Source organism: Streptococcus oralis SK610, from assembly GCF_000257455.1.
Lineage (GTDB): Bacteria > Bacillota > Bacilli > Lactobacillales > Streptococcaceae > Streptococcus > Streptococcus oralis_CB.
Map to the genome: position 1 here is coordinate 205,283 of NZ_AJKQ01000008.1, position 20,272 is coordinate 225,554.

The following is a 20,272-nucleotide window of genomic DNA, read 5'->3' on the forward strand; positions in this document are numbered from 1 at the left end:
ATTTTCGATAGGAAAATCCATACAAAAACAAGACAGACAAATGTCCATCTTGTTTTTCCTCTTGTTTATATTACTCATAACGAAGGGCTTCAATCGGATCAAGCTTAGACGCTTTATTGGCTGGCAAGACTCCAAAAATCATCCCAACACTAGCTGACACAGCCAAGCTAAAGAGAGCGATTGGGAGGGAAACACCAACTTCAATACCTGCAATCATGTTTTGAAGCAATACTCCAGCTAACATGGTCATTCCAGCAGCAATCCCAAGACCGATGACACCACCTAGCAAGGTCAAGATCATGGATTCAATCAAAAACTGTACCAAGATATTAGCCCGAGTAGCTCCGAGAGCTTTCCGCAGACCAATCTCACGCGTGCGTTCCGTCACCGAAACCAGCATGATATTCATAACACCAGTTCCTCCGACAAAGAGAGAAATTCCTGCGATGGCACTGATAATGGTGGTCATAAAACCAAATAGTTGTTGTACCTCTTGGAAGGCGGCAGTTGCATCCGCAACTTGGTACTCTCCTTGCTGAAGACCAGCAATCTCAGTCAATTTTCGAGCCAACTCTGGTCCCAAGGTCTGCGTTAGACTAGTATCATTGACGCGAAAGACGATGTTCGAGATTTCATCAGTATTAAAATTGGCTGCGAGAGAGATATTAGTCGTAATTGGAAGACCACCGATCCCAAAGGCTTTAGCAGTTTTAGCTTCATTGCTAGTATAAACGCCAATCACACGGTAACTAAATTCATTGACAGAGATGATTTGATTAACCGCGGCTTCTGGACTATCGAACAAACTCTTGGCTAGTTCTTCATCCAACAAAATAACACTGGCAAATTCCTTGTAGTCTTGCGGTCTTAAACTTCTACCCGCAACGATTTCATTTTCAACTGCGTTCATGTAGGTGCTATTTCCGCCTGTCAGAGTCGCTCGTTCAACCTTCTTATCCTTATAAGATAGGGTAACGTTGGTCGAGTTGGTGACATAGTAACTGTCTACTCCCTTAAGTTTAGCAGCCTCCTTGACCCAGGATTCTAGTGGTTTTGGTGGTTCAACATGAACATCCTCTTCTTTCCCACTGACTGTCAAAGCGGATTGTTTCTGCGTGAAGGAGCCGTCCTTGCTTTTGATAGGAGAGAAAAAGACATGGATATCCTTTTGTGATTTGGTCATGTTTTTATTGACCTGACGAGACATGGAGTCTCCCAGGGCCATGATGACGACGACAGAAGAAACTCCGATGATAATCCCGATCATGGTGAGGAAGGAACGCATCTTGTGAGCCATGATGGATGAAAAGGCAAATTTCAGATTCTGCATCTTAGTTTTCCTCCTTTTCTACCTGAGCACTGTCTGATGAGATGACCCCATCACGAATGACAATCTGGCGTTTGGCATAGGCAGCTATCTCAGGCTCATGCGTGACCATGATAATGGTCTTCCCTTCCTTGTTTAACTCCACCAACAGTTGCATGATTTGATTTCCTGTCTTGGTATCTAAGGCACCTGTGGGTTCGTCTGCTAGGATGATAGAGGGATTATTTACCAAGGCACGGGCAATCGCTACACGTTGCTTTTGACCACCTGATAACTCGGAAGGCAAATGATGACTGCGCTCCGTCAGCTCAACCTTTTCCAGAAATTCCTCAGCCAATTTTCGACGTTTTGAAGCTGAAACTCCAGCGTAAATCAAGGGCAATTCGACGTTTTGAAGTGCATTGAGTTTGGACAAGAGAAAGAACTGCTGAAAGACAAAGCCGATTTGCTGGTTGCGGACCTTAGCCAGTTGTTTCTCTCCAAGACCTGCTACTTCTTGACCTTCAAGATAGTACTCTCCACTGGTTGGTGTATCCAGCATTCCTATGGTATTCATCAAAGTGGACTTACCAGAACCGGACGGTCCCATAATGGCGACAAACTCACCTTCTTGAACTTCTAAGTTAATATTTTTTAGGACCTGCAGTTCTTGGTCACCATTTCGATAACTCCTGCAGATATTTTTGAGACTAATTAGTTTCTTCATCAGCCTTCACCTCTTTTCCTTCTTCCAAGGAAGATGTTGGATTACTGATGACCTTGGCACCGTCTGTCAAACCTGAAGTAATTTCTTGGTTGTCTGCGTCCGCATTCCCCAAAGTAACTTCTACCTTCTTCGCTTTTTTCTGGTCGTCAACGAGCCAGACATAGTTTTTGTCATTTTCGGTAACAACACTTGTTAAAGGAACAAGGATGGCCTTACTCTTGTTTTTGACTTCCACACTGACTGAGAAGCCTTGTTTTAACTCACCGATATCGCTAGTCACATCAACAGTATAAGGGTACTTAGATCCAGTATTTCCTCCAAGGGCTGCATTTGCTGCTTCTCCGTTGTTTTTAGGATAATCAGAAATATAGCTAATTTTTCCTGTCCAGCTCTTATCTTGGTAAACCTTCGAAGTAAAGGTAACTTCTTGCCCAACAGAAAGGTTAGCAAGGTTGTATTCAGACAACTCCCCTTTGACCTGCAAGTTTTCATTACTTACGACATGTACTACCACTTGGCTGTTACCCGTTGGTGATTTTGAAACATTACGATTGACTTCAACTACAGTCCCTTCTAGTGTACTTAGGACAGTTGCAGCATCTAGCTGAGCTTGAGCCTTGTTGAGCTGAGCCACAGCATCTGCACGATTATCCTTGGCATCACTGATTTGAGAATCAATAGAAGATACTGAAGAAGTCGCTGCTTGCGCTTGTTCTGGAAGTCCAGCTTCTGTTGGAATCTGTGGAGAAGCTGGTGCAGCTGATGCATTTTCACGAGCTTTGTTTAACTCCTCGATATGACGGTCTGCCTTTGCAACTGCACGTTCTGCTGCATCATAGGCAGCTTGAGCATCTGCACTGCTATATTTGACCAAAGCTTGCCCTTCTTCGACCTTGTCCCCAACCGAAACAAGAATTTCATCTAAATCTCCCTTACTAGCATCAAAATAAACGTATTGTTCATTTTTTGCTGTAACCGTACCTGACAAGAGAACCGATGAAGCAACGGAACCTTCCTTAGCAGTAACGATATGAGAGGTTTCATCCTTGACTGCTGACTGGGAAGGTTGTCTAAAAATCAAAATTCCCGCAGCACCGATAACAATAGCACTGGCGATACCAATCGCTGTGTATAATTGCCATTTTTTTGCCTTTTTATTTCTTTTCATTTTCAAGCTCCTTTATATTTTTGCCTTACAAAAACCATTATATCAGAAACACCAAGCCCAAACAATTACAGTTCAGATGGAAACAATGACAATTCAGGATCATTATTTCGTTCGGTATTCGTTTATTGGGTTATTGTTCTAGATATATAATACAATATCTTTTTGAATTTGGCAAGCGTTTTTATAATTTTTTTACCGTAGCAGATTTTTGCATTCAAAAAATAAAAACGATAGAATATGACTATCAAAGCTATAAGGAGTTTTCTATGAGAGAATATGATATCATCGCCATCGGTGGAGGAAGTGGCGGCATTGCCACTATGAACCGAGCTGGCGAACACGGTGCTAAAGCAGCTGTTATCGAGGAAAAAAAATTAGGTGGAACCTGCGTCAATGTCGGCTGTGTTCCTAAGAAAATCATGTGGTATGGAGCGCAGATCGCTGAAAGCTTCCACCACTACGGTCCTGACTATGGGGTTACGAGTTCAGATATTCAATTTGATTTCGCAAAACTTCGTCAAAATCGTGAAGCCTACATCGATCGTGCCCGCTCGTCTTATGATGGAAGTTTCAAGCGCAACGGTGTTGATTTGATTGAAGGTCGTGCTCATTTCGTTGATTCCCACACAGTCAGCGTTAATGGTGAATTGATTCGTGCCAAACATATCGTAATTGCGACTGGTGCTCGCCCAAGCATCCCAACTATCCCTGGAGCTGAACTCGGTGGTAGCTCAGACGATGTCTTTGCTTGGGAGCAACTTCCTGAATCCGTTGCGATTCTTGGAGCTGGCTATATCGCTGTTGAATTAGCAGGTGTTCTCCACGCACTCGGAGTAAAAACTGATTTGTTTGTCCGCCGCGATCGTCCTTTACGTGGTTTTGACAGCTACATCGTTGAAGGACTTGTCAATGAAATGGAAAAAACAGGTCTACCTTTGCACACACACAAGGTACCCGTCAAGCTCGAAGAAACTGAGCAAGGTATTACCATTCATTTCGAAGATGGTTCTAGTCACACTGCAAGCCAAGTTATCTGGGCTACCGGTCGCCGTCCAAATGTAGATGGTCTCGAGTTAGAAAAGGCCGGCGTTACACTCAACCAACGTGGATTTATCCAAGTGGATGAGTGTCAAAATACTGTTGTTGATGGTATCTATGCCCTTGGAGACGTTACTGGTGAGAAGGAACTAACCCCAGTAGCCATCAAGGCAGGACGCACCTTATCTGAACGCCTTTTCAACGGAAAAACAAATGCCAAGATGGACTACACGACTATCCCTACTGTTGTCTTCTCCCACCCATCAATCGGAACAGTCGGTTTAACTGAAGATCAAGCTATCAAGGAATACGGCCAAGATAACATCAAAGTCTACAAGTCAAGCTTTGCATCTATGTACTCAGCCGTTACAAACCATCGTCAAGAATCTCGCTTCAAACTCATCACCGCCGGTGCTGACGAAAAAGTTGTTGGACTTCACGGACTTGGTTACGGAGTGGATGAGATGATTCAAGGATTCGCTGTTGCCATCAAGATGGGTGCAACCAAGGCGGACTTTGATGCTACAGTAGCTATCCACCCAACTGCCTCAGAAGAATTTGTAACCATGCGCTAATTATCGTAAGAGACCTCTTGAGGTCTCTTTTTACTTGCAAAATCGGCTGTTACAAAAATTGTTACCTTAGTTGGAAGAATAGGTTGACTTTTGTTTCTAAATTAGTATAATAGTTACTATAATTTTGAAAAGAGGTTAACAGTTTTGAAAAAAGCTCATATCTATGCTATCCCTGCTATCGGTGCTGCTCTCATTGCCGTTTTGGCACAAATCAGTCTCCCTATCGGTCCTGTACCCTTTACTTTGCAAAACTTTGCAATCGGTCTGATTGCTACTGTTTTTAGACCTAGGGAAGCTGTTTTATCTGTAGCTCTCTATCTCCTGCTGGGTGCTATTGGTCTACCTGTCTTTGCAGGGGGTGGTGCAGGATTTCACGTTTTAATCGGCCCAAGTGCAGGTTATCTTTGGTTCGACCTTGTCTATGCTGGACTTACATCTTATCTCATCCATCAAAATAGTGGCTACATTCGCATTTTCCTAGCCAACCTCTTGGGTGACTCCCTCGTCTTTATCGGCGGAATTCTCAGCCTCCACTTCCTTGCTGGGATGCCATTTGATCAGGCACTTGCAGTTGGTGTCCTTCCCTTTATCCTCCCTGACCTTGGTAAGATCATTGCCATTAGTTTCATTGGTCGTCCCCTACTAGAACGATTGAAAAGCCTTCCATATTTTTCAAGATAAAAGAATAGTCCAGAACAATTGTTCTGGACTATTTCCTTTCTAAGAATCAACTGTACACTATTTAGCTACTTGACTATTCTTATACCGGTATGAATATTAATCGTTTTATTCTTCAAATTATAGCTATTCACGATATGCAAAGTAGAAAAGTATTCTAATTGATTCAACCCAAATAAGCTTTCATTGATTTTGAAAGGTTAATAACTGTATATTTTCAGAAAACGCATTTTCAATAATAGAGCTATATTTTATAAATTATTTGTGATACAATAGAGCTACCTAAAAGATTTAGAAAATTCAATGTTCATTGATTATTTATATTAACTTGAACATTTTGATTTCTTTTAATACAAAAATAATTATAAATAATTATAAACAGAAAGGTAATTCTATGGCAAAGAATACTCGTGAGCTAATCATTAGTTCTCTCATCACACTAGCTAAGAAAAATCCTCAACGTAGTTCCTTTACAATGACTGAAATTGCTGCTGAAGCTGGTATTTCACGACAAGCGATTTATCAAAAGCACTTTAACAACTTTGAAGATATTATTGAGTACATTCACGAAGAGACCAATCAGCACATTTTTAGCGTCTTTAATAAGTACTGCCCTAACAATGATGGAGATCCTGTTACCTTTTTAGCAGACTATATACTTCCGCTCATATACGAAAAAAAAGAAATTGTTAACACCTTGTATACCACACAAGTCGACCCATGTTGGAAGGAGTTTCTACGTGGAACGTACTCTGAGTGGGTACTAAAGAATGTCAATTACCAACTGAAATATAATTTTAGTAAAGAAGACATCGTTTATATCATTACGACCATGGCAATCTCTTTCATCGAAGTCTGGATTCGTAAAGATAATCCAATACCACCTGAAGAGTATAGAGAGACTTTCATTCAATTGTCTAAAACTTCTTTGTGTGACTACATTGTGTCCTAAAAAAAGAATCTTGAGTTATACTCAAGATTCTTTTTATTGTCCACCTTTAAAGGCATCAACCATTACCTGAAATTCTTCATTGGAAAGCGTGATTCCTTTGCCCATTTTGGTATGGTCGGGGCTCCAAGTTCGAATATCAAACTTTGCTGGTGCTCCATTAAAGCTAACGCGATTTAGTTCTTTTGTCCATCCTTTGTCATTTTCAGACAATGTCAGTAAGTGTTCTTCGATTTCAAATGTAAATTCTGCCATTTTAACTCCTTTATGTGATATGCTTTCTATAGTCTATTCGTAAAAATCTTGTGGTTTTTAGGAAAATTTTATATAATGTGGATATATAAGAAGGGAGGATTCTATGAGACAGACATTCAAACTAGTTCTAGATAAACTAAATGGTTTTCTCAATGGGAATGATGATCATCCTCAAATCGAGGAAAACTCCCTCACTGCTATGATTGAACAAGCCATCCAGAAAAAGACGGCTGTTCATGTGATACTTGCTGAGACAAGTTTTACGGGTGATATTGTTAAACACGATGCTATTCGCCAACAAATTATCGTCAAAAATTTTTCAAAAAACGTAACTCGAATCATTCGTATCAGTGACATTAAGCGACTTCGTTTCGTTCCCTCAACCGTACAAAAAGCTCAGAAAAGTCTATTTAAGAAAGAGTGAGATGTTCTTTGCATCCCACTCTTTTTCTTAACGGATTTGTTCAAAATGAAGATGAACGGCGATATGGTCACCATAACCACTTCTCTCCAAATCGCGTTGCAAGCGATAAGAGATATAGTGTTCTGCAATAGTAATGTAGCCAGCTCCAAGTAAGCGGTGCTCAACCATTGATTGGATCATGCTGATAGTAGCGCGTTCTACTTTTGCTTCTTCCAAGTCCAAGACTACTTTTTTGGTAACTTGAGCTAGGTTTTGACGTAGATCATCTGTCAAAACATAAACTGTCTGAGCTGCTTTTAGGACAGCTTGGTAAATTTTATCTGGATCAAATTCAGCAATTTCTCCATTACGTTTGATTACTTGCATAAGGTTCTCCTTTATTCTTTGTTTTCTTTGATTTCAGCCAGCATCTTTTCTTCTTCGGCTGTCAGTTGATAGTTTTCTAGCAGGTCAGGTCTGCGCTCGTAGGTTTTCTTTAGACTCTCATAGAGCCGCCACTGGCGAATCTTTTCATGGTGCCCACTCATGAGCACATCTGGCACGACCATGCCTCTATAGTCATAAGGGCGAGTGTACTGAGGATATTCAAGAAGTCCCGAAGAGAAGCTATCATCTTGGTGGCTAGACTCCTTGCCAATCACTTCTGGTATCAAGCGCACGGTCGCATCAATCATGGTCATGGCCGCCAATTCTCCTCCAGTCAAAACATAGTCTCCTAGGGAAATTTCATCGGTTACCAAGGTCTTGATACGCTCGTCATACCCTTCATAGTGACCACAGATAAAGATTAGTTCCTCTTCCTGAGCCAAATCCTCAGCGTAAGCTTGATCGAACTGTTTTCCAGCAGGATCAAGAAGAATGACACGGGGATTTTTCTTTTCAATAGCATCAAAGGCATCGAAAATAGGTTGAGCCCGGAGCAACATCCCCTGACCGCCTCCGTATGGCTCATCGTCAACATGACGGGCCTTTTCAGCATATTCTCTGAAATTATGATACTGGATATCCAAGAGCCCTTTTTCTCGAGCTTTCCCAACAATCGAGTGTTCCAACGGAGAAAACATCTCTGGAAAGAGGGTTAAAATATCAATCTTCATCATCTAACCCTTCTAAGATTTCCACTTGAACCCGCTTGTTTGGAATATCAACATTGAGAACTACTGGCGGAATATAAGGTAAAAGCAAATCACGCTTACCTTTTCGCTTGACCACCCAGACATCATTGGCACCTGGTTGTAGGATTTCCTTGATAGTTCCAATCAAGTTCTCTCCCTCGTAAACTTCCAAACCGATAATCTCGTGATAGTAGAATTCTCCATCGTCTAAATCGTTCAAATCTTCTTCAGCAACCTTGAGGCTATAACCCTTGTACTTCTCAATCGCATTGATATGGTACATGTCTTTGAATTTGATAATGTCAAAATTCTTATGCTTACGGTGGCTAGCGATGGTCACTGTTTGGACAAACTGATCTTTTTCATCAAATAAAGCCAGCTCTGCCCCTTTTTTAAACCGTTCTTCAGCAAAATCCGTCACAGACAAGACTCGCATCTCACCCTGTAAACCCTGCGTATTGACGATTTTCCCAACATTAAAGTAGTTCATCTTGTCTCCTGTATCTATTTCTACCCTTTATTTTATCACGTTCCAGGGATTTTCACAAGTTGGATAGATCCTATCTTAGGGGCCTACTACTTCTTCAAAAAATTGACCAATAAGCTGATTGAACTCTTCAGGGTGGTCATTCATAGGTTGGTGTTTGCTGTCTGAAATCGTTACTTGACGCGCATTTGGATTTAAAGCAATGATACCATCATAGATTATTTTTAGATGTTTAGGAAAATCGTTTTCGCCTCTCACTAATAGCATGGGAGGGTTTCCATGATAGCCGTCTATCTCACTGACAGCCAAGAAACCTGTGATTCCAAGGTTCAAGAAAACATCTCGCCCAGTTTCTATGATGGCCGTCTTAACCAATTCTCTTGTGATAGGGTTATCACTACACATTTTTGAGTTCTTATCAGCAATCACCTTCCAAGGAATCGTTTTATACATAAGAGAACTATATTTGATTCGACCTCTTTCTTTCTCTGATAGGTAACGATGCTGTCCCCAACTATCTACCATGACCAAGGCTAGGACTCTTTCTGGATGGCGATAGGTGTACTCTTGAAGTGGATTTCCTCCCCAAGAATGACCAACCAATATCACCTTATCCAACTGGAAATAGGACAAAATGGCATCTACATCTTGAACAGCGCCTTCCAAGTCGGGTAGCCCAACTTTCATAGGTGATTCACCCTGTCCTCGAACATTGACAAAGTAAAGGTCAAATCCATCAAAAGCATCATACTGGTGGGCCCACATCTGACTTCGTCCACAAGCTCCATGATAAAAAATAATGTGTCCTTTACTTGCGTTTCCAGGACGATGATAAACAACCAAATCACAATCTACGACTGCTATAAGGTGACGTTCCAACACCTCAGATTCTCTGTTATAAAAAGCAATAGCTTCAGCAATATCATTTGGCTTCATTTCTACACTCTCTCCTCTTTATCCTGATATCATTCTTTGTATCTATTTTATCATGATATATTAAAATCATGGTTTTCTAAACTTAGTTTCATTAAAAATTTTGAATTTTCTGCATCATTTAGATAAAGAAAAAGACTGCTAAGCAATCTTTACTTTTTTCTCATCAGATTCATGCCTAAAATTCCAGCAATAATCAAAGTTGCTCCGATGACATGGTAGCTATAAATCGGTTCGTGGAGGATAAGGGCTCCTGCTAGAATGGTCAAAACTGTTCCAAGATTACCAAAGACACTGACGGTTGATGCTCCAAGTCGAACAATTGCATAGATAGAGAGACTACCAGTCACGATAGAGGCTAGAATTCCCAAATAGAGGATGGAAAGCAGATAGGGCATCTGTCCAAGCGGCACAAAGTAAGCTAATATGTTCCCCTCTAGATAGTGCGAGGTCAGGCTTAGCATATTAAAGGTGATGAAACCAACAAATATCACAACAGCTGTCATATCCATAGCTCGATAGCGACCTCCTTTGGACTTGCTGAGGATATTGTTTATTGCATTGGCGAGAACAGATCCCAACATCAAGACAAAGCCCAAGCTAGCAGTCTCTGTACCAAAGTTCGCTCCCTTACTAAGGAAGATGAAAACTACTCCTGCTACGGATAAAATTAAAAAGAACTTTTGTAGCAAGCTTGTCTTTTCCTTGAGAAAGACTGATGCTAAAAAGAGAGTAAAAATAGGGACAAGAGCCTGCAAAATTCCAGCTTCAGAAGACGATATATACTGTAGAGCAAAGGATTGAAAAATAAAAAAAGAAGAGTGGATAGAAAAGACTCATAGGAAGAATAGAAAAAATATCTTTTCTACTTAAACTCACTTTGATAAGTTTAGTTTGATGAAGAGCGACCAATACCAAAGCTGCGATTGTATAGCGATGCGCTAAGTTGGTGAGCGGACTGGTATAGCCTAAAGCAATCTTTGTAAATAAAAAAGAAAATCCAATGATTGCTGAAAAGGATAAGGCTGCTAGGTAAGCTTTTGTTTTCTCGTTCATAGATGGTTACTCCCTTTAAAAATAGCTATTCTCAAGATTGATGGACTAGAATTCTTTGAGACTGTCTATCCATTTTAGCATAGTAAAATCCTAGATGCCATTTCTAGGATTGGTATTTTATGCCTTCTTTCACCGTTTATCTATTACATTAGCTAAAAAGGATTCAGCCAGTCTGATCTGCTTTTCTCGTTCTTGTCTTACAAGTTCTAACTTGTCTGCATCTTGGAGATTCCTTACTTTGATAGCATAATCTGCGGAAACGATAGCGTGTCCTCTCATATGGGCTGTTGAAATAGCTTGTACAAAGACTCTGGCTGCGTACTTAGCGATTTGATTTTGGGCATTTTTAGAGAGGAGGTTTGCTGCGAAACCTGCTTTTCTCAACTCATGAGGTGAGAACTCATTTCTCAATCGTGCATCAAAAGCCTCATAAGCTTGCCGAATTATTTTATTTTTCTCACCTGCATCACCGATATCAATTAAAGATAAGAAATCTCGCGAGTTCTCTAATGCCCATCGAGCTAGTTCTTTCTGAGGAAGTCTATCCAGTATTTGTTCTAGTTCCAATCTTTTCTCAGAGTCGTCCCAAATGGCAACTTTGTAAGAACTGGGTAGGTGATTCATTTTAGTCTTATAGGCAGTTCGTTCAAACTCATTCCATGCATAATCCTCTGGTCTTATTGCTTTCTCATTCTTTTTTACTAGCTAGCGTATGCTAGGAGAAACCTTTCATATTAGTGAAAAGAGACTACTCCTAGTTCTCTTGGAAGTTATCCAGAAATTCTTCCAAATCTCGTTCATGCTGGTACTTAATGGCAGCCTTCTTATCTTTGTCAAAGATGCTTTTGGTTAGGTCAATATCGTTGATGGCCGCAATTGCGACAGTGTAGTGAATAATATCTGCCAGTTCTTTGGCTAGTTCCTCATTTGAGTCCTGGACACCCTCTTTTCGACCAGAGCGCCCATTCAAGACCTCGGCTACTTCTCCGACTTCCTCCACTAGCTTGATAAAGAGGCCTTCCTCGGTTCGAGACTGTTGGTAATGTTCGAGTAAGTAAGCTTGTAATTGTCTAAAGGTTAAATCCTTCATCTTCTCCTCCACAAAAAAGCGAGACATCTGTCCCGCTTTCTTTATTTTTCATCGATAACGATTCTTACTTTTTTGTCTTCAGTTGGGACAGAGTAGACAATCGTTCTTATCGCTGAGATAGTGCGACCCTTACGACCGATAACACGACCGACATCGCTTTGGTCAAGATCCAAGTGATACTCCAAAAACTCTGGTGTGTCTTCAATCTTGATAGTTAAGGCATCAGGTTGTGAAATCAAAGGTTTCACAATCGCAATAATGAGATTTTCAATCGTATCCATCTGTCAACCTACTTTAAACTTATTTTGAGAATTTAGAATCGTGGAATTTTTTCAATACGCCTTCTTTTGAAAGGATGTTGCGAACTGTATCTGAAGGTTGAGCTCCATCAGCTAACCATGCAAGAACGCGGTCTTCCTTCAAAGTTACTTGGTTTTCAGCAACAAGTGGGTTGTAAGTCCCAACTGTTTCGATGAAACGTCCGTCACGTGGTGAACGTGAGTCTGCTACGTTGATACGGTAGAAAGGTTTTTTCTTAGAACCCATACGAGTCAAACGGATTTTAACTGCCATTTTTTAATGTCTCTTTTCTTATTTTTTATTTCGGTGAAATAGCTGAGCTATTTAGCACATGTTCTATTATAGCAGATTTTTGACAGGTGTCAAGAAAAAAACTTGACAGAGTTTTATTTTTTTAACTACTAAAAATTTTTAGTAAAATCTTTTACATTTGAAATCAAACTCCTTTTAAGGTACAATGGTAGAAATGAATTTTTGAGAGGTTAACAATGAAAAAACTAGCAACCCTTCTTTTACTATCAACTGTAGCCCTTGCTGGATGTACTAGTATCCAACGTGGTCTACGTGGTGATGAATATGTCGACTCCAGCATCTCAGCTGAAGAAAGCTCAAAAGCGGCTGCTCAGGCTGCCAAAGATTTGAATGACGCTTTGACCAATGAAAATGCCAACTTCCCTCAACTTTCTAAGGAAGTTGCTGAAGACGAAGCTGAGGTCATTTTACACACAAATCAAGGCGATATCCGCATCAAACTCTTTCCAAAACTAGCACCTCTTGCGGTTGAAAACTTCCTTACTCACGCTAAGGAAGGCTACTATAACGGCATCACCTTCCACCGTGTCATCGATGGCTTTATGGTTCAAACTGGAGATCCTAAGGGAGATGGTACAGGAGGCCAATCTATCTGGCATGATAAGGATAAAACGAAGGACAAGGGAACTGGTTTCAAAAATGAAATCTCTCCTTACCTATACAATATCCGAGGAGCCCTTGCTATGGCTAACACTGGTCAACCAAACACCAACGGTAGCCAGTTCTTCATCAACCAAAATTCAACAGATATTTCAGCTAAACTCCCTACAAGCAAGTATCCAAAGAAAATCATCGAAGCCTATAAAGAAGGTGGAAATCCAAGTCTAGACGGCAAACACCCTGTCTTTGGTCAAGTCATCGATGGCATGGATATTGTCGACAAGATTGCCAAGGCTGAAAAAGATGAGAAAGACAAACCAACTACTGCTATTACCATTGACAGTATCGAAGTGGTCAAGGACTACGACTTCAGCAAGAAATAAACAATTTGAATAGAAGGAGATAAGGATATGATTCTGTTTTGGGGTTCTAAAGGTTATCAGAAAGATTTGGGACATACGCAAACTGCTATCGAATGTGGCCATTGTAACAATGTTGGTGCTTGGGAAATTACAGAAACCGGACGCAAGTTTACTCTTTACTGGATTCCGCTCTTCCCTTATGGTAAAACTTATTTCGTTTCTTGTCCGATTTGCCACTACGGTAAAGAAATTGAGAAATCTGAAGTTGAAAGCTTTTTAAATTACTAGTCAAAAAAGCCAAGTCATTTCGACTTGGCCTTTTTAGCGCTTTTAAGTTAGCTTGTTAAAGTCCCAGATTTGGTCCATCCAGCCTTCATAAAAGTCTGGTTCGTGGCAAACCATAAGAATCGATCCCTTGTATTCTTTAAGCGCCCGTTTGAGTTCATCCTTGGCATCTACATCCAAGTGGTTGGTCGGCTCGTCCAGCACTAAGACGTTATTTTCACGGTTCATCAAGAGACAGAAACGCACCTTGGCTTGTTCTCCACCTGATAAGACCTGAATCTGGCTTTCGATGTGCTTAGTCGTCAAACCACAACGGGCAAGGGCCGCACGGACTTCTGCTTGGTTGAGGGCTGGAAAGGCATTCCAAACAGCTTCAAGAGGTGTTTGACGATTGCCCCCTTCTACTTCCTGTTCAAAATAACCAAGTTCTAGGTAGTCACCGCGTTCAACTTCCCCAGCAATAGGAGGGATAATGCCCAAGAGAGACTTTAGGAGAGTTGTTTTTCCGATACCATTTGCCCCAATAATAGCAACCTTTTGATTGCGTTCAAAGGTGAGGTTTAAAGGCTTGGTAAGGGGACGGTCATAACCAATCTGCAAGTCCTTGGCTTGGAAGATAAAGCGCCCAGGTGTACGAGCTGGTTTGAAATCAAAGGATGGCTTTGGTTTCTCACTTTGCAGTTCGATAATATCCATCTTGTCGAGTTTCTTTTGACGGGACATGGCCATATTACGCGTTGCAACACGCGCTTTGTTTCGAGCCACGAAATCCTTGAGGTCTGCAATCTCTTTCTGTTGACGTTCATAGGCCGCTTCTAACTGAGATTTCTTCATAGCATAGACTTCTTGGAACTGGTAGTAGTCACCAGAATAGCGAGTCAATTGTTGATTTTCAACATGATAGACGATATTGATCACGTCGTTGAGGAAAGGAACATCATGCGAAATAAGGACAAAGGCATTCTCATAGTTTTGGAGATAACGCTTGAGCCAATCAATGTGTTCAGCATCCAAGTAGTTGGTTGGCTCATCAAGCAACAAGATATCAGGCTTTTCAAGGAGGAGTTTAGCCAAAAGCACCTTGGTTCTTTGTCCACCTGACAATGCTGTTACGTCTGTATCCATACCATAGTCCATGACACCGAGGGCACGCGCTACTTCATCAATCTTGGCATCTAAAGTATAAAAATCACGACTCTCCAAACGATCTTGGAGCTCACCAACTTCTTCCATGAGTGCATCAATATCCGCCCCGTCTTCAGCCATTTCCATATAGAGGTCATTGATACGAGCTTCTGCTTTAAATAGCTCATCAAAGGCTGTCCGCAAGACATCGCGCACAGTTTGACCTTCCTTTAGCACAGCATGCTGGTCCAAGTAGCCAGCAGTCACATACTTAGACCACTCTACCTTTCCTTCGTCTGGCAACATCTTACCAGTCACAATGCTCATAAAAGTTGATTTTCCTTCACCATTGGCTCCGACAAGACCGATGTGCTCTCCCTTGAGGAGACGGAAAGAAACATCTTCAAAAATTGCACGGTCACCAAAACCATGACTCAAATTTTTAACTTCTAAAATACTCATTCTAATTCCTTATCTTGTTTTTATGTAGTCCTTTATAGAGAACCCAAGCTAGATAGCCACCCAGGGTATTGGTCCACAAATCATCAATCTCAAAAACCCTATTAAAATCAAAGAAAAAGTCTAAGACCAGCTGCGTACATTCAATTCCTAAGCTCAGAAGAAAACTGAGAAATAGGATTTTTTTCGTTTTTCGTAAGTTTGGATAGAGGTAGAGCAGTTGAAAGACCAGAGGGAAGAGCAAGAAGACATTTAAAATGTTCTGCAAAAAGATCCAAATAACTTGTCCCAAACTGGTCACTTCACCTAGATTCCACAGGGAGTTTAAGGGAGTTAAAAGAAAAACCAGGCGTCCAAAAGTTTGAATACCTGGAGTTTCCACTCCTGTAGGAAGTTGAGGCTGGGGAGTAAAACAAAAACAGACAATGCAAAGACTGTAAATAGCCACTCCCAATCTTAAGATTAATTCTCTTTTTTTAGTCATTTTATGGATTTACCGCTGCGACTGCCTTCTGGCGGTCACGTTTCATTGTATTGGAGCGCAATTGTCCACAAGCTGCATCAATATCAGTACCATGTTCTTGACGAACAACACAGTTGACCCCTTTTTTCTTAAGGGTATCGTAGAAGGCCATCACGCGCTCTTTAGGACTACGACTATATTGGTCGTGTTCACTAACTGGATTATAAGGAATCAAGTTTACATAAGACAATTTCTTGATATTCTTGAGCAATTCAGCCAATTCCAAGGCTTGTTCAACACCATCGTTGACTTCATTGAGCATGATATATTCAAAGGTCACACGGCGATTGGTTGTTTCGATATAGTACTCAATAGCTGCAAAGAGCTTTTCAATCGGAAAGGCACGGTTGATCTTCATGATGCTTGAGCGCAATTCATTATTGGGTGCGTGAAGAGACACAGCCAGATTGACCTGTACGCCTTCATTAGCAAAGTCACGAATTTTATGGGCCAAACCTGAAGTTGAAACAGTGATGTGACGAGCACCGATAGCCATCCCCTTGTCATCATTGATGGTACGGACAAAATTCAAAACATTGTTGTAATTATCAAATGGTTCACCAATTCCCATAACAACGATATGGCTGACACGTTCATCCTGACCACGTTCATCAAAGTATTTCTGAACCAGCATAATCTGTGCTACGATTTCCCCGTTATTGAGGTCGCGTTGTTTCTTGATCAAGCCTGATGCACAGAAGGTACAGCCAATATTACAGCCAACCTGAGTGGTCACACAGACTGACAAACCGTAGTGTTGACGCATGAGTACTGTCTCAATCAACATGCCATCTGGCAACTCGAAAAGATACTTAACAGTACCGTCAGCAGACTCTTGTACGATCCGCTGTTTCAAAGGATTTACGACAAACTGGTCATTGAGTTTGGCAATCAAATCCTTGGAAAGGTTGGTCATTTCTTCAAACGACTGGACACGTTTACGGTAGAGCCATTCCCAGATTTGATCTGCTCGGAATTTCTTTTCTCCCTGTTCTAATACCCATTCTTGCATGGTTTGACGTGTTAAACTATAAATAGACGGTTTCATCTCTTCTCCTTATTCTCTATCTATTTCTGACGAATGACAAAATGGCGCTGTCCCTTGTCCTCTTTCTGAGACTTTTGATCCTTATGACGACGTCTATTTCGCTTATCCGCATTTGGTTTTCTCTTGTTTTGCGAAGATTTCTTCCCTCTTCTAGGAAGGTTTTCCTCTTCCTTTTTACGCATTTTCTTGTCAAATGACGCACGCTTAGGTGCTTGATTTTCTAGAACAAAATAGGCACAACCATAACTACAGTACTCCAAAAGATAGTCCTGTAAACGACTGATTTTTTCAATTTTTTCCTCTGTTCGATCGTCTTTGTAAAAACCACGTAGGCGGAGCTGTTCATTACTCCAGTCCCCCACGACATAATCAAACTTGGTCAACACTTCTGAAAAGCGTTGATTAAAGACTGTCACATCGAAAGCATCCTTGATATTTTCAACCAAGGTAAAAGCGATCTCTTCAGTCTCAACCTTATCCCCATTTACATGAAATTCTGGGCCAGGAAACTTGTTATAGTTGTATAATTCAGGTGCAATTTCTTTACGCATAGTCTTCCTTTTCCACGATTACTTAACACTCTATTTTACCATATTTTCTACAAGTTGGCACGAATATCCTGAAAATGAAAAAAGTCTGACGATTCTGTCAGACTTCTGCTTTATAACCTTAAAAAGAGAAGAACAATTCTTCCCTCCATATTTTATTATTTAGCTGCTGCGTAAAGCTCGTCTACCTTGTTCCAGTTAATCACTGAGAAAAAAGCTTTGATGTAGTCAGGACGCACGTTGCGGTATTTCACGTAGTAAGCATGTTCCCAAACGTCCAAGCCCAAGATTGGTTTTTTACCATCTGAGATTGGGGTGTCTTGGTTTGCTGTTGAAGTCACTTCAAGCTTCCCTTCTTTGTTGACAACCAACCAAGCCCATCCAGAACCAAAGCGAGTTGTAGCTGCTGCTGTAAAGGCTGCTTGGAATTCTTCAAATGAACCAAATGTTGCGTCGATTGCTGCTGCAAGTTCTGCTGATGGAGCAGTTTTTTCAGGAGTCATCAATTCCCAGAAAAGAGCGTGGTTCAAGTGTCCACCACCATTATTGATAAGTGCTTGACGGATATCAGCTGGGATAGAGTCTACATCAGCAAGCAAAGCTTCAAGGTCTTCACCAATTTCAGGGTGTTTTTCAAGAGCTGCATTGGCATTGTTGACATAAGTTTGATGGTGTTTGTCATGGTGCAAGTGCATTGTTTCTGCATCGATGTATGGTTCCAAAGCGTCGTATGCGTATGGAAGGTCTGGTAAGATAATAGCCATCTGTAATACCTCTTTTTCTTTCTATATGAAAATGATAACGCAATCATCCTCTTTTTTCAAGTTTTTTGCTCAATTTGCCTCTGCCGCAATCTGCAAAAGTGCCTTTTCAAACAGGTACCCCTTTTCATAGACACCTGTCTTAATCTGGTAGTCTGTTTCAATCAAATAAGAAATCGCTCGTTTGAGAAAGTGCAAGGAAATCCCTCTCGAATCTCTCAGTGCAAACTTGATTTGATAAGGATTAGGATTTCGCCCCAAATAAGTTCCCAGACTGGTTGCAATCTGCGATTCCGTCTGACCAGTCTCTGATAAAATCTTCACTTGGGTAAAGGTACGAAACTGTCCTAACATGACAGCTATGAGCTTGATCTCATCCTCCCCTTGCAAGGTCAAGTCTCTAACCAGGTCACGGGCCAGGTCAATCTTCTTAGCTAAAATAAACTGAGTCAAATCAAAAATATTGTCCTGCAGAGTCTTTGGTATAGCCTCGACAATGTCCTTCTCCTCAATCACGCCGTCTGATTTATAAGACTGTAAAAAAAGGAGGTTTTTCTGGATTTCACTAAATTGAAAACCAGATTTGAGAAGTAGATTTTCAAAAGACTTTTCTGCAAACTGCAGACCTTGTGTCTGACTCCATTTTTGGAAATACTGGCGGAGTTCTAGTTCCTTGGGTTCAATAGCATCAAAGACAGTCGCATCTCGTTTGAGCAATTTGACCAGCCGTCTTTTACTATCTAACTTTCCTTCAGCAAAAATCAACAACTTGGTTGTTGGCGAAGGGTTATCAAGGTATGCCTCAAACGACTTGAGCTCATCATCTGTTAAAAAACGTTTCTTGGCTGTTGTAATATCGACAAAATGGTCTAATATCACGATTTTCTCATCCGCAAAGAAAGGGAGACTAACCAGCTCCAACTCTAAGTCTTTATAAGCTACTTCTTTCATATCAAAGTAAGCAAAATTGAGATCAGCTGGATCATAACCAATCTGTTTCAACACTTGACTCTTCATAACTTCAAACTGGCCCTGATCTGTCCCTGTAAATAGATTCAGACTAGATAAATTTGATAGAGATACCTTTTGACTCTCTTCTATGGCTAGCATCTTCTCTCCTTTCTTCTGATTTTTTATTAAACTTAATCAATATAGCGCAATTTCCCACGGAAATCTTCTAGGTTCTCGTACCCTTTTTCCGCCATAATAGCTTTCAGTTCATTGGTAATGCGTTCAAAAGCACCGACGCCTTCTTTGTGAAGGGTAGTCCCTACTTGCACCATACTCGCACCGCAAAGGATGTGTTCAAAGGCATCACGACCCGTCAGAACGCCACCCGTTCCGATGATTTGGATTTGCGGATTTAAACGTTGGTAAAAGGCGTGCACATTAGCAAGAGCGGTCGGTTTGATATACTCTCCACCAATGCCACCAAAACCATTCTTAGGACGAATCACGACTGACTCGTCTTCTATATAAAGACCGTTTCCGATAGAGTTAACACAGTTAACAAACTTGAGTGGATACTTGTTAAAAATAGCAGCCGCTTGGTCAAAGTGAACAATATCAAAATAAGGTGGCAATTTGATTCCAAGAGGTTTGGTAAAGTAGGCAAATACCTCTGACAAGATACGGTCTGTTGTTTCAAAATCATAGGCAATCTGAGGTTTTCCTGGAACATTTGGGCAAGAGAGATTAAGCTCTGTCAGTCCCTTAAACTCGCTCTCTTGAACTTTTTTCAAGATGGTATGTGTTTCTTCTGGAGACATGCCAACTAAAGATAGGAAGAAAGTACGGTTTGGCTCTTTTTCCTGCAAGTCCAAAAGATAGTCCAGATAATAGTCTAAGCCATTATTTGGCAAACCCATAGAGTTGATAGAACCAAGTGGAACATCCTGATAACGTGGCTCAGGATTGCCCTGACGAAAGTCCAAGGTCGCAGTCTTCGTAACAAAAGTACCCGCCGCCGAGTTTTTGACTCCTTCAAGCTCTTCTATCGTCATACAAGCCACACCCGCTGCATTCATCAAGCAATTGTCAAACTCAAAGCCAGCTATTTGTGTTTTCGTTGATACCATGATTCTGATCCTCCAGATTCCATTTATTTCTAATATTATACCATACTTTATGATTTTCTCTTTGAGAAAC

At 41.0% G+C, this 20,272-nt stretch carries 27 protein-coding genes; 6 read left to right on the plus strand and 21 right to left on the minus strand.

The window, feature by feature from the left end; all coding sequences use genetic code 11:
- Window positions 1-70 precede the first annotated feature (70 nt).
- The 3 genes from HMPREF1115_RS05705 to HMPREF1115_RS05715 are packed head-to-tail and all read right to left on the minus strand — an operon-like array spanning window position 71 to window position 3,201.
- Complete coding sequence (locus HMPREF1115_RS05705; RefSeq protein WP_001180392.1) at window positions 71-1,330, minus strand: ABC transporter permease; 1,260 nt, start codon at window positions 1,328-1,330, stop codon at window positions 71-73.
- Window position 1,331: 1 nt separating this feature from the next.
- Entirely contained in the window at window positions 1,332-2,033 is a 702-nt protein-coding gene (locus HMPREF1115_RS05710; RefSeq protein ID WP_000733797.1) for an ABC transporter ATP-binding protein, read from the minus strand.
- Window positions 2,017-3,201 carry an efflux RND transporter periplasmic adaptor subunit gene (locus HMPREF1115_RS05715; RefSeq protein ID WP_000827871.1) on the minus strand — a complete coding sequence of 395 codons (1,185 nt, stop codon included), beginning with the start codon at window positions 3,199-3,201 and terminating at the stop codon, window positions 2,017-2,019. Before HMPREF1115_RS05715 ends, HMPREF1115_RS05710 begins: the two co-directional genes overlap by 17 nt.
- Before the next feature lie 266 nt (window positions 3,202-3,467).
- Here HMPREF1115_RS05715 and gor point away from each other — a divergent pair, with 266 nt between their 5' ends.
- From gor to HMPREF1115_RS05730, 3 genes are all read left to right on the plus strand, one after another.
- Window positions 3,468-4,814: a glutathione-disulfide reductase gene (gor, locus tag HMPREF1115_RS05720; protein ID WP_001209562.1), complete on the plus strand. Its 1,347-nt coding sequence runs from the start codon at window positions 3,468-3,470 to the stop codon at window positions 4,812-4,814.
- A 144-nt stretch (window positions 4,815-4,958) separates the two neighbouring features.
- Window positions 4,959-5,495 (plus strand): biotin transporter BioY, encoded by a 537-nt coding sequence (locus HMPREF1115_RS05725; protein ID WP_000709008.1) that lies wholly within the window; start codon window positions 4,959-4,961, stop codon window positions 5,493-5,495.
- Window positions 5,496-5,886: 391 nt separating this feature from the next.
- Entirely contained in the window at window positions 5,887-6,444 is a 558-nt protein-coding gene (locus HMPREF1115_RS05730) for a TetR/AcrR family transcriptional regulator (RefSeq protein WP_001107634.1), read from the plus strand.
- Window positions 6,445-6,477: 33 nt separating this feature from the next.
- Here the strand turns inward: HMPREF1115_RS05730 and HMPREF1115_RS05735 are convergent, their stop codons facing one another.
- On the minus strand, window positions 6,478-6,696 hold the full coding sequence (locus HMPREF1115_RS05735; protein ID WP_000807420.1) for a YdbC family protein: 219 nt from the start codon (window positions 6,694-6,696) through the stop codon (window positions 6,478-6,480).
- A gap of 103 nt (window positions 6,697-6,799) precedes the next feature.
- Here HMPREF1115_RS05735 and HMPREF1115_RS05740 point away from each other — a divergent pair, with 103 nt between their 5' ends.
- Window positions 6,800-7,120 (plus strand): hypothetical protein, encoded by a 321-nt coding sequence (locus HMPREF1115_RS05740; protein WP_001250034.1) that lies wholly within the window; start codon window positions 6,800-6,802, stop codon window positions 7,118-7,120.
- A 27-nt stretch (window positions 7,121-7,147) separates the two neighbouring features.
- Here HMPREF1115_RS05740 and HMPREF1115_RS05745 read toward each other — a convergent pair whose 3' ends face one another.
- The 10 genes from HMPREF1115_RS05745 to rpsP form a co-directional block, all read right to left on the minus strand.
- Window positions 7,148-7,486, minus strand: coding sequence for an ATP cone domain-containing protein (locus tag HMPREF1115_RS05745; protein ID WP_001196045.1), 339 nt, complete (start codon window positions 7,484-7,486; stop codon window positions 7,148-7,150).
- A gap of 11 nt (window positions 7,487-7,497) precedes the next feature.
- Window positions 7,498-8,217: a tRNA (guanosine(37)-N1)-methyltransferase TrmD gene (gene trmD / locus HMPREF1115_RS05750; protein WP_002882191.1), complete on the minus strand. Its 720-nt coding sequence runs from the start codon at window positions 8,215-8,217 to the stop codon at window positions 7,498-7,500.
- Window positions 8,207-8,725 (minus strand): ribosome maturation factor RimM, encoded by a 519-nt coding sequence (gene rimM, locus HMPREF1115_RS05755; RefSeq protein WP_001105886.1) that lies wholly within the window; start codon window positions 8,723-8,725, stop codon window positions 8,207-8,209. The genes trmD and rimM overlap by 11 nt, the downstream gene beginning before the upstream one ends.
- Before the next feature lie 75 nt (window positions 8,726-8,800).
- Window positions 8,801-9,658 (minus strand): alpha/beta fold hydrolase, encoded by an 858-nt coding sequence (locus tag HMPREF1115_RS05760; protein WP_000803907.1) that lies wholly within the window; start codon window positions 9,656-9,658, stop codon window positions 8,801-8,803.
- Window positions 9,659-9,807: 149 nt separating this feature from the next.
- The gene (locus HMPREF1115_RS05765; RefSeq protein ID WP_002882132.1) at window positions 9,808-10,413 is read right to left on the minus strand and encodes a DMT family transporter; all 606 of its coding nucleotides are present in this window, start codon (window positions 10,411-10,413) and stop codon (window positions 9,808-9,810) included.
- Between the two features lie 10 nt (window positions 10,414-10,423).
- Window positions 10,424-10,711 carry an EamA family transporter gene (locus HMPREF1115_RS05770; RefSeq protein ID WP_002882166.1) on the minus strand — a complete coding sequence of 96 codons (288 nt, stop codon included), beginning with the start codon at window positions 10,709-10,711 and terminating at the stop codon, window positions 10,424-10,426.
- Between the two features lie 129 nt (window positions 10,712-10,840).
- Window positions 10,841-11,392 carry a putative immunity protein gene (locus HMPREF1115_RS05775; RefSeq protein WP_025170983.1) on the minus strand — a complete coding sequence of 184 codons (552 nt, stop codon included), beginning with the start codon at window positions 11,390-11,392 and terminating at the stop codon, window positions 10,841-10,843.
- Window positions 11,393-11,465: 73 nt separating this feature from the next.
- On the minus strand, window positions 11,466-11,801 hold the full coding sequence (locus HMPREF1115_RS05780) for a MazG nucleotide pyrophosphohydrolase domain-containing protein (protein ID WP_000654119.1): 336 nt from the start codon (window positions 11,799-11,801) through the stop codon (window positions 11,466-11,468).
- A gap of 41 nt (window positions 11,802-11,842) precedes the next feature.
- A complete protein-coding gene (kphA, locus tag HMPREF1115_RS05785; protein WP_000379617.1) occupies window positions 11,843-12,082 on the minus strand; it encodes an RNA-binding protein KphA in 240 nt (79 codons plus the stop codon).
- Window positions 12,083-12,101: 19 nt separating this feature from the next.
- A complete protein-coding gene (gene rpsP / locus HMPREF1115_RS05790; protein ID WP_000268760.1) occupies window positions 12,102-12,374 on the minus strand; it encodes a 30S ribosomal protein S16 in 273 nt (90 codons plus the stop codon).
- A gap of 215 nt (window positions 12,375-12,589) precedes the next feature.
- Here rpsP and HMPREF1115_RS05795 point away from each other — a divergent pair, with 215 nt between their 5' ends.
- Window positions 12,590-13,396 carry a peptidylprolyl isomerase gene (locus HMPREF1115_RS05795; RefSeq protein ID WP_000731936.1) on the plus strand — a complete coding sequence of 269 codons (807 nt, stop codon included), beginning with the start codon at window positions 12,590-12,592 and terminating at the stop codon, window positions 13,394-13,396.
- A gap of 27 nt (window positions 13,397-13,423) precedes the next feature.
- Window positions 13,424-13,663 carry a zinc-ribbon domain-containing protein gene (locus HMPREF1115_RS05800; protein ID WP_000600219.1) on the plus strand — a complete coding sequence of 80 codons (240 nt, stop codon included), beginning with the start codon at window positions 13,424-13,426 and terminating at the stop codon, window positions 13,661-13,663.
- Between the two features lie 42 nt (window positions 13,664-13,705).
- Here the strand turns inward: HMPREF1115_RS05800 and HMPREF1115_RS05805 are convergent, their stop codons facing one another.
- The 7 genes from HMPREF1115_RS05805 to HMPREF1115_RS05835 all read right to left on the minus strand — a co-directional run bounded on the left by HMPREF1115_RS05805 (window position 13,706) and on the right by HMPREF1115_RS05835 (window position 20,202).
- Window positions 13,706-15,247, minus strand: coding sequence for an ABC-F family ATP-binding cassette domain-containing protein (locus tag HMPREF1115_RS05805; RefSeq protein ID WP_000025361.1), 1,542 nt, complete (start codon window positions 15,245-15,247; stop codon window positions 13,706-13,708).
- Window position 15,248: 1 nt separating this feature from the next.
- Window positions 15,249-15,728 (minus strand): VanZ family protein, encoded by a 480-nt coding sequence (locus HMPREF1115_RS05810; protein WP_000163103.1) that lies wholly within the window; start codon window positions 15,726-15,728, stop codon window positions 15,249-15,251.
- A 1-nt stretch (window position 15,729) separates the two neighbouring features.
- Complete coding sequence (gene rlmN / locus HMPREF1115_RS05815) at window positions 15,730-16,815, minus strand: dual-specificity RNA methyltransferase RlmN (RefSeq protein WP_000804762.1); 1,086 nt, start codon at window positions 16,813-16,815, stop codon at window positions 15,730-15,732.
- 20 nt (window positions 16,816-16,835) lie between these two features.
- Complete coding sequence (locus HMPREF1115_RS05820; protein ID WP_001224363.1) at window positions 16,836-17,366, minus strand: YutD family protein; 531 nt, start codon at window positions 17,364-17,366, stop codon at window positions 16,836-16,838.
- Window positions 17,367-17,521: 155 nt separating this feature from the next.
- Window positions 17,522-18,127: a superoxide dismutase SodA gene (gene sodA / locus HMPREF1115_RS05825; protein WP_000974727.1), complete on the minus strand. Its 606-nt coding sequence runs from the start codon at window positions 18,125-18,127 to the stop codon at window positions 17,522-17,524.
- 69 nt (window positions 18,128-18,196) lie between these two features.
- A complete protein-coding gene (gene holA, locus HMPREF1115_RS05830; RefSeq protein WP_000879663.1) occupies window positions 18,197-19,234 on the minus strand; it encodes a DNA polymerase III subunit delta in 1,038 nt (345 codons plus the stop codon).
- A 32-nt stretch (window positions 19,235-19,266) separates the two neighbouring features.
- Window positions 19,267-20,202 (minus strand): dihydroorotate oxidase, encoded by a 936-nt coding sequence (locus tag HMPREF1115_RS05835; RefSeq protein WP_000255173.1) that lies wholly within the window; start codon window positions 20,200-20,202, stop codon window positions 19,267-19,269.
- Window positions 20,203-20,272 lie beyond the last annotated feature (70 nt).